Annotated in this window: 16 protein-coding genes; 15 read left to right on the top strand and 1 reads right to left on the bottom strand. The window is 68.3% G+C overall.

Annotated elements, in window-relative coordinates:
• The first annotated feature begins 15 nt into the window (after nucleotides 1–15).
• The 8 genes from L978_RS03205 (at nucleotide 16) to L978_RS03170 (ending at nucleotide 7,962) form a co-directional block, all read left to right on the top strand.
• Nucleotides 16–1,299, top strand: coding sequence for a lyase family protein (locus L978_RS03205; protein WP_047520225.1), 1,284 nt, complete (start codon nucleotides 16–18; stop codon nucleotides 1,297–1,299).
• A complete protein-coding gene (locus L978_RS03200) occupies nucleotides 1,296–2,072 on the top strand; it encodes an alpha/beta fold hydrolase (RefSeq protein WP_047520223.1) in 777 nt (258 codons plus the stop codon). Before L978_RS03205 ends, L978_RS03200 begins: the two co-directional genes overlap by 4 nt.
• Nucleotides 2,069–2,482 (top strand): 4-carboxymuconolactone decarboxylase, encoded by a 414-nt coding sequence (gene pcaC, locus L978_RS03195; RefSeq protein ID WP_047520222.1) that lies wholly within the window; start codon nucleotides 2,069–2,071, stop codon nucleotides 2,480–2,482. Before L978_RS03200 ends, pcaC begins: the two co-directional genes overlap by 4 nt.
• Nucleotides 2,479–3,228 (top strand): 3-oxoacid CoA-transferase subunit A, encoded by a 750-nt coding sequence (locus L978_RS03190; RefSeq protein ID WP_047520221.1) that lies wholly within the window; start codon nucleotides 2,479–2,481, stop codon nucleotides 3,226–3,228. The genes pcaC and L978_RS03190 overlap by 4 nt, the downstream gene beginning before the upstream one ends.
• Complete coding sequence (locus tag L978_RS03185; RefSeq protein WP_047520218.1) at nucleotides 3,225–3,860, top strand: 3-oxoacid CoA-transferase subunit B; 636 nt, start codon at nucleotides 3,225–3,227, stop codon at nucleotides 3,858–3,860. The genes L978_RS03190 and L978_RS03185 overlap by 4 nt, the downstream gene beginning before the upstream one ends.
• The gene (locus L978_RS03180; RefSeq protein ID WP_047520216.1) at nucleotides 3,857–5,026 is read left to right on the top strand and encodes a thiolase family protein; all 1,170 of its coding nucleotides are present in this window, start codon (nucleotides 3,857–3,859) and stop codon (nucleotides 5,024–5,026) included. The genes L978_RS03185 and L978_RS03180 overlap by 4 nt, the downstream gene beginning before the upstream one ends.
• A 120-nt stretch (nucleotides 5,027–5,146) precedes the next feature.
• A complete protein-coding gene (locus L978_RS03175; protein WP_047520214.1) occupies nucleotides 5,147–6,454 on the top strand; it encodes a C-glycoside deglycosidase beta subunit domain-containing protein in 1,308 nt (435 codons plus the stop codon).
• A 29-nt stretch (nucleotides 6,455–6,483) separates the two neighbouring features.
• A complete protein-coding gene (locus L978_RS03170; RefSeq protein WP_047520212.1) occupies nucleotides 6,484–7,962 on the top strand; it encodes a C-glycoside deglycosidase beta subunit domain-containing protein in 1,479 nt (492 codons plus the stop codon).
• Nucleotides 7,963–7,976: 14 nt separating this feature from the next.
• Here L978_RS03170 and L978_RS03165 read toward each other — a convergent pair whose 3' ends face one another.
• Complete coding sequence (locus tag L978_RS03165) at nucleotides 7,977–8,906, bottom strand: LysR family transcriptional regulator (protein WP_331437060.1); 930 nt, start codon at nucleotides 8,904–8,906, stop codon at nucleotides 7,977–7,979.
• Between the two features lie 235 nt (nucleotides 8,907–9,141).
• Here L978_RS03165 and L978_RS03160 point away from each other — a divergent pair, with 235 nt between their 5' ends.
• From L978_RS03160 to L978_RS03135, 7 genes are all read left to right on the top strand, one after another.
• Complete coding sequence (locus L978_RS03160; protein WP_231554958.1) at nucleotides 9,142–10,047, top strand: ABC transporter substrate-binding protein; 906 nt, start codon at nucleotides 9,142–9,144, stop codon at nucleotides 10,045–10,047.
• Complete coding sequence (locus L978_RS19100; RefSeq protein ID WP_231554957.1) at nucleotides 10,047–10,466, top strand: hypothetical protein; 420 nt, start codon at nucleotides 10,047–10,049, stop codon at nucleotides 10,464–10,466. Before L978_RS03160 ends, L978_RS19100 begins: the two co-directional genes overlap by 1 nt.
• Nucleotides 10,467–10,537: 71 nt before the next feature.
• Nucleotides 10,538–11,476, top strand: coding sequence for a carbohydrate ABC transporter permease (locus L978_RS03155; protein ID WP_231554956.1), 939 nt, complete (start codon nucleotides 10,538–10,540; stop codon nucleotides 11,474–11,476).
• A 1-nt stretch (nucleotide 11,477) separates the two neighbouring features.
• The gene (locus L978_RS03150) at nucleotides 11,478–12,314 is read left to right on the top strand and encodes a carbohydrate ABC transporter permease (protein WP_047520208.1); all 837 of its coding nucleotides are present in this window, start codon (nucleotides 11,478–11,480) and stop codon (nucleotides 12,312–12,314) included.
• Nucleotides 12,315–12,318: 4 nt separating this feature from the next.
• The gene (locus tag L978_RS03145; protein WP_052193291.1) at nucleotides 12,319–12,693 is read left to right on the top strand and encodes a nuclear transport factor 2 family protein; all 375 of its coding nucleotides are present in this window, start codon (nucleotides 12,319–12,321) and stop codon (nucleotides 12,691–12,693) included.
• Nucleotides 12,694–12,706: 13 nt separating this feature from the next.
• On the top strand, nucleotides 12,707–13,501 hold the full coding sequence (locus L978_RS03140; protein WP_047520206.1) for a TIM barrel protein: 795 nt from the start codon (nucleotides 12,707–12,709) through the stop codon (nucleotides 13,499–13,501).
• Entirely contained in the window at nucleotides 13,498–15,030 is a 1,533-nt protein-coding gene (locus L978_RS03135; RefSeq protein WP_047520202.1) for a GMC oxidoreductase, read from the top strand. The genes L978_RS03140 and L978_RS03135 overlap by 4 nt, the downstream gene beginning before the upstream one ends.
• Nucleotides 15,031–15,050 lie beyond the last annotated feature (20 nt).

Genomic DNA, 15,050 nt, shown 5'->3' with positions numbered 1-15,050 from the left:
GGAGAGAGGACACGGATGACTTCCTTCGACCTCGGACTGCTCTCCCCGCTCACGGTCGGGCATGATCGCCTCGTCGGCGACAGGGCGGTGCTCGATGCGCTCCTCGCCGCCGAGCGGGCGCTGGTCGCGGCATACGCGGACATCGGGATGCTGGCGTCCGACGAGCATACGATCATCGACGCGGTGTTCGACCACGTGATCGACGCGGACGCGCTTGCGGCGGATGCCGTCGCGGGCGGCAACCCGGTGATCCCCCTGGTCGGTCAGCTCAGGGCCCTCGTCGCCGCCGATCAGCGGGTGTGGGTGCACCGCGGCGCCACCAGCCAGGACATCATCGACACCGCACTCATGATCGCCGCCCGCGCCGCCGTCGACCGGCTGCGGGAGTCGCTGAGCAGCGTCACGGCGAACCTCGACGACGTCGTCACGCGACACGGCGACACCGTGGTGGCGGCACGGACGCTCACGCAGCACGCCGTGCCGATGACTCTCGGTGCCCGCATCGCCACCTGGCGGCGCGGCATCGATCGCGCCCTCGTGCGCCTGGACGCGCTCACCCTCCCCGCCCAACTCGCCGGTGCCGCGGGGACACGCGCCTCGTTCCTCGAGATCACGGGATCCGCGGTCGACGCCCGGGCTCTCGTCACAGCGTTCGCCGCGCGGGTCGGTCTCGACGACGCCCCGGAATCCTGGCAGATCACCCGGTGGCCCGTCACCGAACTCGGCGATGCGCTCGTGCAGGCACTCGATGCGCTCGGCAAGATCGCCGGCGACGTCGCGACCCTCAGCCGCACCGAGATCGGAGAGCTCAGGGAAGGCACGCGTGGCGGATCGTCGACCATGCCGCAGAAGCAGAATCCGGTCGCGTCGACCCTCATCCGCTCGGCAGCGCTTCGTGCCCCGCAGCTCGGTGCCACGCTTCACCTCGCGGCCGCGCTCGCCGCGGACGAGCGCCCGGCCGGTTCCTGGCATGCGGAATGGCCGACCCTGCGCGAACTCCTGCGCCTGGCGCTCGGCGCTTCGGCCCATGCCGTCTCACTGTCCGAGAACCTCCGGGTGGACCCCGACGCCGCGGCGCACAACCTCGCGCTCACCGGTGGCCTGCTGGTCAGCGAACGTCTGGCGCTCGTGCTCGTTCCGCTGATCGGGCGCGACCGCTTCGACGCGCTCATCCGAGAGGCGGACGCGGGGGCGGACCTCGGTTCGCTGCTGCGCGCGCTCCCCGAGGCCGCCGACCTCGACATCGCCGACCTGATCGACCCCGCTGCCTACACCGGCGAGCGCGGAGACCGCTCATGACCACGATCGCCGTCACCGACCCGGTCGGCCCCGCCGATGCCCCGCTCCTCGTGCTCGGCCCCTCGCTCGGCACGTCGACGATCCTCTGGGAGGGCGTCGTCCCCGCACTGGCACGGACTCACCGCGTGGTCCTCTGGGATCTGCCGGGGCACGGGGCGGCGCCCCCGGCGGATGCGCCTTTCTCCGTCGCGGATCTCGCCGATGCCGTCGCCGATGTCGGGGCGGATCTCGGGGCTGACCGCATCCGCTACGCCGGGGTGTCCCTCGGCGGCGCCGTCGGTCTGGAGATCATGCTCCGGCATCCTGAACTCGTCGAGAGTGCCGCGATCCTCTGCTCCGGCGCCGCGATCGGAATGCCGGAGGGCTGGCATGACCGGGCGGCCCAGGTGCGCGCGCAGTCGACGTCGTCGCTGATCATCGGGTCCGCGCAGCGCTGGTTCGCGCCCGGCTCGGTCGCCGCGCACCCCGACATCACCGGACGGCTGCTGCACGTGCTGCAGGACACCGACGACGAGAGCTATGCCCTGTGCTGTGAGGCGCTCGCCGAATTCGACGTCCGGGACCGCCTCGGCGAGATCCGGACGCCGGTGCTCGCGGTCTGGGGCGCACATGACGCGGTGACGCCGGAGACCTCAGCCCGCGAGATCGCCGACGGCGTGCGCCACGGTCGGGCTCGCGGCATCCCGGAGGCTTCGCACCTCGCGCCGGTCGACGATCCCGTCGCGGTCAGGCAGCTGTTGACCGAGTTCTTCACGAAGGAAGGCCGATCATGACCGGACTCACCGATGACCAGCGCCGAGCGCAGGGGATGGCGGTGCGCCGCGAAGTGCTCTCCGATGCGCACGTCGACCGCGCGATCGCCGCGACCACGGACCTCACCGCGGACTTCCAGGACTTCATCACCCGGGTCGCCTGGGGAGATGTGTGGTCTCGTCCCGGACTCGATCGCCGGTCGCGATCGATCGCCGTGCTCTCCTCGCTCATCGCGCACGGGCACCACGAAGAGCTCGCGATGCATCTGCGCGCCGCACGGCGCAACGGTCTCACCATCGAGGAGATCCGCGAGGTGATCCTGCAGTCGGCCGTCTACTCCGGTGTCCCCGCCGCGAACACCGCGTTCCGGATCGCCGGCGAGGTCTTCTCGGCACAGCCCGGTGATCACGACGGCGAGGGCCGCTCGTGATCGACAAGACGGTTCCGGATGCCGTGACGGCAGTGGCAGGGATCGCCGACGGCGCGACCGTGATGATCGGCGGTTTCGGCCGGGCAGGACAGCCCGTCGAGCTCATCGACGCGCTCATCGCCCAGGGAGCGCGGGACCTCACGATCGTCGCGAACAACGCGGGGAACGGGGACATCGGTCTGGCGGCTCTGCTCGCGGAACGCCGGGTGCGACGGATCGTCTGCTCCTTCCCGCGTCAGCACGACTCCTGGGTGTTCGACGGTCTGTACCGGGCAGGGGACATCGAGCTCGAGATCGTCGCGCAGGGCAACCTGGCCGAGCGCATCCGCGCTGCGGGCGCGGGTATCGGGGCGTTCTTCTCTCCCACGGGCGTGGGCACGCAGCTCGCGGAGGGCAAGGAGGAGCGCACGATCGACGGCCGCCGTTTCGTGCTGGAGTACCCGATCTCCGCGGATGTCGCCCTCGTCAGCGCTCGGGCCGCCGACCGCTGGGGCAACCTGGTCTATCGGGAGACCGCCCGCAACTTCGGACCCGTCATGGCCACCGCTGCGACCACGACGATCGTGCAGGTCGACGAGATCGTGCCCCTCGGGTCCCTCGACCCTGAAACCGTCGTGACGCCGGGGCTGTTCGTGGATCGGGTCGTCGCGGTCGGACGACGCGCCTGGCTCGATGGCGACGGCTTCACCGGAGGCGTCGACATCGAAGGGCGCCCGCTGGCCACCGGAGCGGAGAGTGGACGATGAGTACCCGGATCACCCGCGACGAGCTGGCGGCGCGCATCGCTGCCGACATCCCCGAGGGTGCGATCGTCAACCTCGGTATCGGCGCCCCCACGCTGGTCGCGAACTTCCTGCCGGACGACCTCGAGATCGTCCTGCACACCGAGAACGGGCTGCTCGGGATGGGACCGGCGCCGGCATCCGATCGCATCGATCCCGACCTCATCAACGCAGGGAAGCAACCGGTCACGGCCCTCGCCGGAGCCTCGTACTTCCACCACGCCGACTCCTTCGCGATGATGCGCGGCGGGCACCTCGACATCTGCGTGCTCGGAGCGTTCCAGGTGGCGCAGAACGGCGACCTGGCCAACTGGTCGACGGGGGCACCCGGAGCCATCCCGGCGGTCGGTGGAGCGATGGATCTGGCGATCGGTGCGAAGCAGGTGTTCGTGATGACCGATCTGCTCGCCAAGGACGGCTCATCCAAGCTCGTGGACGACTGCACGTACCCGCTCACGGGCGTGGGGTGCGTCACACGCGTCTACACCGATCACGCGATCTTCGACGTCACGCCGGCAGGGTTCTCGGTGCGAGAGACGTTCGGCGAGAACACCCTCGAGACGCTCCGCGCTCTGACCGGATTGGAACTCTCATGACCGCCTCCTTCGTCTACGACGCCGTCCGCACCCCGTTCGGGCGCGCGGGCGGGGCGCTCGCCGGGATCCGCCCCGACGACCTCGCCGCCGTGACGCTCCGCGCCGTCGTCGAGCGGACGGGCATCGACCCCGCACGCATCGACGACGTGCTCCTGGGCGATGCGAACCAGGCCGGCGAGGACAACCGCGACGTCGCCCGGTTCGCCGCGCTCCTCGCCGGCTTCCCGACGACGGTGCCGGGCGCGACGGTCAACCGGCTCTGCGGGTCGAGCCTCGAGGCGGTGATCCAGGGGTCGCGGGCGATCGAGTCGGGCGATGCCGAGATCGTGATCGCCGGGGGCGTCGAGTCGATGAGTCGCGCGCCGTTCGTCGTAGAGAAGTCGGCGAAGCCGTGGCCGGCGGTCGGCAACCAGCAGATGTGGAACACGGCGATCGGCTGGCGGATGACGAACCCCGCTCTGCCGAAGGAGTGGACGATCTCCAACGGGGAGTCCGCCGAGAAGCTCGCGACGATGTTCGGGATCTCGAGGGACGAGCAGGATGCCTTCGCGTTGCGCAGCCACCAGCGTGCAGCGCAGGCCTGGAACCGCGGTGTCTTCGCGGACGAGATCGTCGAGGTGCCCGGCGCTGCGCTCACCCGCGACGAGGGCATCCGCGAGGACTCGACCCTCGAGAAGCTCGGCGGGCTGCGTGCGCTGTTCGCGACCGAGGGCACGGTCACCGCCGGCAACTCGTCACCCATCAGCGACGGTGCCTCCGCCGTGCTGCTCGGGAGCGAAGGGGCCGTCGGCACCGAGCCGCTCGCGCGCATCGCGGGTCGCGGCGTGTTCGGCAACGACCCCGACGTGTTCGGCATCGCACCGGTCGAGGCCGCGAACCGTGCGCTCACCCGTGCGGGGCGCACCTGGTCCGAGGTCGACCTGGTCGAGCTGAATGAGGCGTTCGCGTCCCAGTCGCTGGCGTGCCTCGCGGGATGGCCGGACGTCGATCCCGAGATCGTGAACGTGCACGGCGGTGCGATCGCGATCGGGCATCCGTTGGGTGCATCTGGCGGGCGTGTCCTCGCGCGTGCCGCCCACGAACTCCGCCGACGGGGGAGCGGCGTGGCCGTCGTGGCGTTGTGCATCGGCGTCGGTCAGGGCATCGCGCTGGTGCTCGAACGCTGATCGCGCGCTCTTCGATTCTGCTTATGCGGAGATAGACAACACTTATGCTGATTACAGGCATAAGGGCGATAGCCTGAGGGGGTCGCGACGACGCGACCCACGAAGGAGAGTCACCACCTCATGCTTCTCGAACGAGACATTCTGCAGGCCACCGGATTCCGCAACGTCCGTGACGGCGACGGAGCGATCACCGGCTTCCAGATCCGACTGCGGATGCCGTCGTACCGCGGAATGGCCGCGTCGCTCATCGACGGCGTCGCCGTCCGTGTCGGTTCCGTCGTCGACGTCCCTGCCGAGGTGCCGCTGTGGACTCTCGGCGGCACGACGTACACGCTGCAGGAGCTCTGGGACGGCGACGGCGTGCGTTGGCCGCTCGATGAGGCCGCCGTGGTGACGGTGCCGTTCCCCGGCGGCCTGCCCGACGGTATCCATGAGGTCTCGATCGAGCTGCGGTTGCGCATGTCGTACATCCCGATCGAGCACCAGCCGTCGACGTACCGGGAGACCCGGCACATCACGCTCACTTCGGAACTCGACGGCGGGCCCTTCCGGTACGGCGTCTCGCTGTACAGCTACATGACCGACTTCGGCACCGTGCTCGACCTCGAGACGGCCTTCGCACACGTGGCCTCCGTCGGTGCGACGGGCATCGAGATCCTGGGCGAGGGGCATATCGCGGGTTACCCGAACCCGACGACCGCGTGGCTCGACCGCTGGTATGAGCTGCTCGACGCTCACGCGCTCGAGCCCACCAACTACGGCTCCTGGATCGACACGCGCCTGCACTCGAGCGGTCCGAACGCCCGCGATCTCACGGGCGTCGAGGGCGCGGAGCTCCTCCAGCGCGACCTCCGGCTCGCGAAGCAGCTGGGATTCCGTTTCGTCCGTCCGAAGATCGGCGTGGTCACGAGCGATCTGGTTCCGCACCCGGCATGGACGGAGTCTGTCGAGCGGTCTCTCGACCTCGCCGCCGACCTCGACGTCATCATCGCGCCCGAGATCCACTCCCCGACCCCCATCAAGCACGAGGTCGTCGACGACTACGTCGACCTCATCGAACGCACGGGAACGAAGCACTTCGGCATCCTGCTCGACACGGGGATCTTCCAGGACCGGCCGATCGCGCTGAAGCCGGGGGAGCTGCCCGGCCAGCGCCCCGCCTTCATGGACGGCATCGCCGTCGATCCGGCCGACATCGCCGACATCGCGAAGTACGTCGTGTTCATCCAGGCGAAGTTCCACGACATCGACGAGAACCTGAACGATCTGCAGATCCCGTGGGAACCGGTACTCCGCGCCCTGAAGGATGCCGGATACCGTGGCTATCTCTCGAGCGAGTACGAGGGTGTGCGCGATCCGTGGCGTTCGATCGAGCAGATCCGCCGCCAGCACTCCCTTCTGCGTCGCGTCGTCGCAGGCCTCGACTGACCGACCGCGCACCGGCGAAAGGACGCATCATGCCGAACGGACTCATCCAGGAGGACAGCCTGCGGGTGCATCCCGATGGCGCAGCCCTCGCCCTCACCCTTCCCTGGTACCGCAGCCTCTGGCTGTCCTCCGTGAGCACGATCGCGGTGACCATCGACGGCGTCGAGCTGCCGTCCGAGCGCTTGCGCTTCGAGCTGGACGGCAGGAGCTACGGCATCGACGAACTCCCGGACCAGAGCGAGACGCTCTGGTACCTGCAGAAGCACCCGCTCCTGGTGATCGCGCGCGACGAGCCCGTCGTCCTCGGTGAGGTGCACCGGGTCGACGTCGCCGCCGACCTGCGGCTGCCCTACATGCAGATCGCCCCCGGTCAGGACGGTGGGCCGGGCATCTACGTGCCCAACATCGTGCGTCAATCGCTCGATCTCACGGTCACCGATGGTCCGGCGGCCCCGCCGGCGATGGTGGCGGCCGATGCGCCGCCGCCTCCCGCCACCGAGGAGGACCCATTCCGACTCGGTCTCACGCTCTACTCGGCCAGCGCCGAGTTCCGAGCCGGCTGGTTCGACTTCGACGGACTTCTCGACCGCGTCGCTGACCTCGGCATCGGCCCGGGGATCGAGATCGTCGCATCGCAGGTGCTGCCGACCTATCCGGTCGTGTCCGATGACTTCCTGCGCACCTGGCGTGCCGCGTTCGACAGGCACGGATTCGTCGCCAGCTCGTTCGGGGCGAACCTCGATATGGGGCGTCGCCGTCACCGCGACATGACGCCTGATGAGGAGTTCGAGTTCAGCGAGCTCATGTTCCACGGGGCGAAGAAGCTCGGCTTCCCGCTCGTGCGTATCCAGAGCGCGAAACCCGACCTGCTGCGTCGCCTGCTCCCCGTCGCCGAGAGGCTCGAACTGAAGCTCGCGTACGAGATCCATGCGCCGCTCGGACCCAACGCCGAGCCGATCCTCGCGGTGCGCGAGACCTACGCTGAGCTCGACTCCCCGCTGCTGGGCTTCGTCGCCGACTTCTCGTCCACCATGCACGCGATGTCTCCCACCCTGCTCCGCGGGGTGCAGCGCGCCGGACTCGACGACGACGCGCTCGAGACGCTCCAGCAGATCTGGGCCACCGACGCCACGATGCGCGAGCGCCAGGAGGAGTTCATCGGGTACCTCCGTGGACGCGGCTTCGATCCCGGTCGGCTCGGTTCCTTCGCCCATCTGGCCTTCAACATGCACGGTCATGTGGCGCCGGCCGAGTGGGCGGACATCATGCCGCAGATCATGCACGTCCACGCGAAGTTCTACGACATCGACGAGGCGGGACAGGAGCCGGCGATCGACTATCCCGAGCTCGTGCGGGTGTTCGTCGAGGGCGGCTATCGCGGATTCTGGTCGAGCGAATGGGAGGGACACGCCTTCGCCGAGCTGGGGGAGGTCGACCCACTGTTGCTGGTGCGCCGCCAGCACGACCTCATCCGCGCGAGCATGCGGAGTGCGTCCGTCGCAGGCTGACGGCTCGTCTTCACTCAGTCCACGGAGGGCAGCGTGCGCGCGGCCTCGGCGAACAGCTCGCGCATCCAGGCGTGCTCGGGGTCGCGGCCGTGGACGGGGTGCCACCACAGAGCGTTGACGATCGGCGTCGCGGCGAACGGCAGGGGGACGACGCGAATGCCGGGGACGGCGGAGATCGTCGGGATCACCGCCGACTGCACGAGCCCGATCCGGTCGGTGCCGACGATGAAGTGCGGGAGCGAGAGGAAGCTCTCGACGACGACCGCGATGCGCGGTTCCACGCCCATCTGCTGGATCTGCCTCGCCGCGGAGGTGAAGGCCGTCCGCGACTGGAACGTCAGCACCCAGGGCGCGTCCGCGATGCGCGCCATCGTGAGCTCTTCCGAGCCGAAGTGGTCGTCGTCGACGATCGCCACCCAGTCGTCACGCCAGAGGTCCGTGTACGGCATGTCGGTGACGTGTCCGTGCGGGATGACCATGCCGTCCACGGAGCGCAGTCGACTGAGGGCATCGTCGACGATCGTCGGGTTGTGCAGCATGAAGCGGAATCGCACACCGGGGGCACGCTCGGCGGCGAGGGCCGACACCGCCCGTCCGATCGTCACGAATCCGTAGTCGGAACCGTAGATCGAGAACTCCCTGGTCGATTCCGAGGGGGACCACGAGGCCTGCGTCTCGAACACGCGTCTGGCTGACTCCAGCGCGGTCGAGGTGTGCTCGGCGAGGCGGACGGCGAGAGGGGTGAGTTCGTAGCTGTTGCCTCGACGAGCGAGGATCTGATCACCGAAGTGGATGCGCAGCTTCGAAAGCGATGCGCTCAGTGCCGGTTGGCTCAGATGCAGACGTTCGGCCGCGCGCGTGACGCTGCGCTCGGTGAGCAGGGCGTCGAGCGACACGAGCAGGTTCAGGTCGAGTCGGGAAAGCTGGGCATGATCGGTCACCACGATGTGATCCTCCGGGCCGAGAGCGGGTGCGGTCCACTTCGGAGTGTATCAATCGGAGCGATGGGGTCGCCGCTGGGTATCGACCTCGACTATGACCGAGGTCGACGGGCCACGGTGCATCGAGGGGAGCGCGACTTCGCTTATGCTCCACATCGAGAAGACTTATGTGTGTTTCTGGCTTATCGAGGTCATACTGAATTTCACAGCAGGCGGCTCAATGGACGAGACGCCGACGATGAAGTCAGAAAGGCTGATCATGACACAGCACGGTCATATTGTTCGGCGGCGTCGCGCAGCTCTTGTCGCGGTCCCCGTGATCGGTGCCCTCGCCCTGGCCGGGTGCTCGGGCGGTGACGACGCCGGTGGCGATGACGCGGGCGGCGACAAGGTCGAGTTCTCTCTCGCCTACTCCACTTCGAACAACCTGGACAGCCCCTTCGAGGCGCTCGCCGAGGCGTACGAAGAGGCGCACCCGAACGTGACGATCACGCTCAACCCGGTTCCCAACGACACCTACGGAGACACCCTCCGCACGCAGCTCCAGGCGGGCAACGCCTCCGACGTCATCCAGACCGAGGCAGGCAGCGGGCAGACCCGCTCGATCATCCCGCTGGGTGAGGGCGGCTTCCTCGAGCCGCTCGGCGACTATGCGCAGGACCTCATCCCCGACGGGAGCGAGTCGATGTTCGTCGTCGACGGCGAGACCTACGGTCAGCCGCTGGTCCTGCAGTACACCGGGCTCATCTACAACCAGACCACCGCGGATGACGCGGGCGTCGACGGCTTCCCGACCGACTGGGACGAGTTCATCGGGCTCTGCAAGGACATGCGCGACCAGGGCAAGACCGCTCTTCTCGTCGCGGGAGCGGCAGCGCCGAACGCCGGCATGCTCGCCATGAACATCTCGGCGACTCGGGTCTACGCGGAGAACCCGAATTGGAACGCCGACCGCATCGCCGGCGACACGACTTTCGCCGACACCGAGGGATGGAAGGACACGTTCCAGGCCATCATCGACCTGAACGAGGCCGGCTGCATCCAGGACGGCGCTGTCGGCGGCGGCTTCGATGTGCTGACCAACGGCATCACGAGCGTGCGGGTCTCGGCTTCTTCGGTCCGCTCGGCTCTGCCTCCGAGCTGATGCAGGCAGCGCCCGACCAGGAGTTCGTGGCGCAGGCGTTCCCGCCCGAGGGCTCCGGTGACCAGGCCTTCGGCGTCGCCAGCCCGACGTACTCCCTGTCGATCACCGCATCCTCGAAGAAGAAGGATGCAGCGGCGGACTTCCTCGAGTGGGTGGCGGAACCGGAGCAGGCAGGCCTCTTCGCCGAGGTCTCCGGCGGTCTTCCGATCACCGGCATCGCCGACGTCGACTTGTCCGACACCGTCTATGCGCCCGTCCAGGATCTGCTCAAGAACGGTGAGTTCACCGCTCTGCCGAACCAGTCGTGGCCGAACGCCGCGGTCTACGAGGCGCTCGCCACGGGCGTGCAGGGAGTGCTGACCGGTCAGTCCACGGTGGACTCGGTCCTCGAGTCGCTCGACGCGGCCTGGGAGCAGTAAACACGACCAGCGGTGGCCGCCGTTCGCGGCGGCCACCGCTTCACCATCGAGAGAGTGAAATGACTGCGACGATGCAATCTTCCGAGACAGAGGCCGTCGTCGTGCCGCGGCAATCGCCGCAGCGGCGCGGCGGAACACCACGGCGGCCGGGCCTTCTCAAATTCGGTCACTGGTGGTGGGCGCTGCCGGGTGTCGTGCTCGTCATCGGCATCCACTACGTCGCGACCAGCGTCGGCGGCTTCTTCGCCTTCACCGATTGGACGGGACTCGGAGCCTTCGAGTTCCTGGGCCTCGAGAACTTCGCGAAGATCCTCACCGACCCCTCGAAGCTCCTGGCTCTGGGGAACACCCTCTTCCTCGCCTTCCTCTCGGTCATCCTCTCCAACGTCGCAGGACTCGCCCTGGCCCTCGGCCTCAACCGGATGATCAAGACCCGGTACGCGCTCCGCGTCCTGTTCTTCATGCCCGTGGTGCTGAGCCCGCTCGCGACCGCGTACATCTGGAAGTTCATCTTCGAGTTCAACGGACCGATCAACCTCGCGCTCCAGGCCGTCGGCCTCGAGAGCTGGGTGCGACCGTGGCTCGCCGACCCCACCTTCGCCATCTGGTCGGTGCTTCTGGTGGTCGTGTGGCAGACCACCGGATTCGCGATGGTCATCTACATGGCCGGCCTCGCGTCCGTGCCGGTGGAGATCGAGGAGGCCGCGGCGATCGACGGTGCCGGTCTCTGGCAGCGCTTCGTGCACATCACCGTCCCGTCGATCCGCCCGGCGATCGCCATCGCGACGACCCTGGGCATCGTGCAGGGACTGCGCATCTTCGACCAGATCATCGCCCTCACCGGCGGCGGTCCGGCCGGCGCCACCGAGACGCTCGCGACCCAGGTCTACAAGCAGGCGTTCTCGCTCGGCAACTTCGGCTACGGAGCGGCGCTCGCGCTGATCCTGACCGTGATCATCCTGTTCTTCGCCGCGATTCAGCAGCGCATCACCCAGGCCCCGGAGGACTGAGATGTTCCGTTACACCAAGCTCACGCTGCTCCGGGAGATCGGTCTCTGGGTGCTCGCCCTGGTCTTCCTCGCACCGTTCTACTTCCTCATCATCATCGCTCTGAAGCCGGATGCCGAGGTCTTCAGCACGTCTCCGCTGGCGCCGCCGACGGCTCCGACGTTCGACAACTTCGTCAACGTCCTCACCGCGACCGGCAACTCGAACGTGCTGATGGGACTGCTGAACTCCGTCCTGATCACCGCGGGAAGCATCGTCGCCCTCGTGATCCTCGGGGCCCTCACCGGATACGTCATCGCCCGAAGCACGACGCGCTGGGGCAAGCTGGCGTTCTCGCTCTTCCTCATCGCGATCGTCCTGCCGACGCAGCTGGGTACCGTGCCGCTCTACATCGGCGCTCGAAGCCTCGGTCTCACCGGCTCGATCTGGGGCATGATCATCCTCTACACGGGCATGATGCTGCCGCTGTCGATCTTCCTGTACTCGAACTTCTTCCGGGGCATCGGGACGGAGTATGAGGAGGCGGCGACGATCGACGGTGCGAGCCGCACGCAGGTCTTCTTCAAGATCGTCTTCCCCTTGGTCGGACCCGCCACCGGCACGGTCGCGATCTTCGTCGGTCTCATCGTCTGGAACGACTTCTTCACGTCGCTGATCTTCCTCGGTGGATCGAGCGTGCAGACCCTCCCCGTGGCGATGTACTACTACATCGGCTCGTTGGTCTCGCAGTGGAACCAGATCTTCGCGATCGTCATCGTCTCGATGATCCCGATCCTCGCGTTCTACCTGTTCGCGCAGAAGCGCTTCATCCAGGGCTTCGCCGGCGGACTGAAGGGCTGAACGGATGCCGAACGACAACCGCGCCTCCTTCGAGGAGTTCTGCCGTCTGTTCTACACCGAGAAGCGCGTGGCCGATGCCTTCGCGTTCCTCGTCTCCGCCGACTACCGCCAGCACAATCCGAGCGTGCCGGACGGACCGGCCGCGGCGATCGAGATGCTGACCCCGAAGTTCGACGGCTCGCCCGATGCGCGCTTCGAGATCCAGCGGATGATCGTGGACGGCGATCTCGCCATGGTCCACGTCAGGGCTTCGCGGCCGGGCGCACCGGATGCCGCGGTGGCGGACATCTACCGATTCGAGGACGGCGTGATCGTCGAGCACTGGGATGTCCTGCAACCCGTGCCCGAGACATCCGTCCACGACCACCCCATGTTCTGAACCGAAGGAAATCATGTACCAGTTGGCACCCAACATCGAGCTCCTCTTCACCGAGGCAGGCGACTACCATGACCGCGTCCGGGCGGCTGCTGCGGCGGGATTCTCCTCCGTCGAGATGTGGGGCCCGACCGGCGTGGATGCACCCAGCACGCCCAAGGACCTTCCGGCGCTCAAGGCCGCCTTGGAAGAGACCGGGACCACTCTCGAGGCGCAGCTCGCCGAACCTCGCACGCAGTTCATGATCCCGCCGTGGGACCACTCCGAGTTCTTCCGGAAGCTCGATGAGGGCGTGGAGATCGCGCGGGAACTGGGCACGCCACGGATCGTCGTGGGCAGCGGCACCGGTTTCGGGGGATGGAAGCGTCAGGTGCAGCTCGACAAGCTGATCGAGATCTACCAGAAGGCGATCGCGCAGATCGACGGCTCGGGGGTCACCCTCGTGCTGGAGCCCGTCAACGTCCGCGTCGACCACCCCGGATCACTGCTCGACCGCACGAGCGAGGCGGTCTACGTGGCGAGGGGGGTCGACTCGCCGTCCTTCGGGGTCCTCTACGACATCTACCACTCCGCTGTCGAAGGCGAGGACATGCGGGCCGAGCTCGCGGGGGCGGGCGATCTCATCCGCTACGTCCAGCTCGCGGATGCGCCGGGCCGCGGTGAGCCCGGCGCCGGCTCGATCGACTGGGTCGAGCGTCTCGGATGGCTGCGCGCCTCGGGATACGACGGGCCGATCGGGCTCGAGTACTACCCGACGATCGAAAGCGCCGCGTCCGTCCGGCACATCGTCGAGGTGGCGGCCCGCGCATGACACGCTCCTATCCTGCCGAGGTCGACGTCGTCATCGTCGGCAGCGGCCCTGCCGGTGCGTCCTATGCACGGGTGCTGTCCGAGCGTGCACCCCACGCTCGCATCGCCCTGTTCGAGGTGGGTCCGACGGTCACGGACCCGCCCGGTGCCCACGTCAAGAACATCGCGGACCCGTCGCTCCGCGCGGAGGCGCAGCGACGCTCGGAAGGGCCACGAGGCGGCACCGCTGCCACAGTGGCCTCGCCCGGCGCGGTGAAGAGCGGTGAGCGACGCGGACGGCCCGGTACGTTCCTCCTCGAGGAGGGGTTCGCCGCAGATGGCGAGGACGGTCTTCCGGTCCTCGCGATGTCCAGCAACGTCGGCGGGATGTCGGCACATTGGACGGGCGCATGTCCGCGGCCGAACGAGTCGGAGCGCATCGGCTTCATCGACGACCTCGACGAGCTCCTCGCCGAGGCGGACCGTCTCCTCGGCGTGACGACGGACGCTTTCGAGGGCGCGCCGTTCAGCGACCTGGTGCGTGAGCGTCTGGCGACCACCGCCGACGAGGGTCGGGAGCCGCACGCACGCGTGCAGAGGATGCCGCTCGCGGTGCATCGTCGCGACGACGGAGTGCTCGTCTGGTCGGGCGCGGACGTCGTGTTCGGCGACGAGACCCGGGCCAATCCCCACTTCACTCTGTTCGACGACTCCCTCGTGACGGCGGTGCTCGTCGAGGATGGCCATGCCGCAGGAGTGCGGGTCAACGACCGGCGCTCGGGTGACGAGCACGAGGTCCGGGCGCGGGCGGTCGTGATCGCGGCCGACGCGCTGCGCACTCCACAGATTCTCTGGGCATCCGGCATCCGTCCCGATGCCCTGGGGCGATACCTGAACGATCAGACCCAGGTGGTCTATGCGACCCGGATCCGGGACATCGCGGCTGCGGTTATGGGGGCTGCAGGCGGTGCGGATGCGCCCCCGGCCGCGGGGATCGGTGCGACGAGCGGCGTCACCTGGGTGCCGTACACGGACGCGAAGCCCTTCCACGGTCAGGTCATGCAGCTCGATGCGTCTCCGATCGCGCTCGCAGAGGACGACCCCGCGGTGCCGGGGTCGATCGTCGGGCTCGGGCTCTTCTGCGCGAAAGATCTGCAGCGCGAGGATCGTGTGGACTTCTCGGACGAGCGGCTCGATGGATACGGGCTGCCGGCGCCGCAGATCCACTACCGGCTCACCGCTCGAGACCACGAGGTGCTCGACCGGGCACGTGAGGAGATCGTCCGCCTCGCTGCTGCGGTGGGCGAGCCGCTGGGCGAACGCCCGTTCACGCTGCCGTTCGGTGCATCGCTGCACTATCAGGGCACCACGCGCATGGGAGCGGTCGACGACGGGGAGAGCGTGTGCGGTCCGAACAGCGAGGTCTGGGGGGTTCCCGGGCTCTACGTCGCGGGCAACGGGGTGATCCCGACGTCCACCGCGTGCAACCCGACCCTCACCTCGGTGGCGCTCGCGGTGCGCGGGGCGCGCGCGCTCGCCGCTCACCTGTGAGACGACGACATCTCTTGCTT

The sequence above is a fragment of the Microbacterium sp. ZOR0019 genome (assembly GCF_000800925.1).
Taxonomy (GTDB): Bacteria; Actinomycetota; Actinomycetes; order Actinomycetales; family Microbacteriaceae; genus Microbacterium; species Microbacterium aurugineum.
Note: the sequence above shows the minus strand (reverse complement) of the source record. Positions and strands in the feature narration are given on the sequence as shown.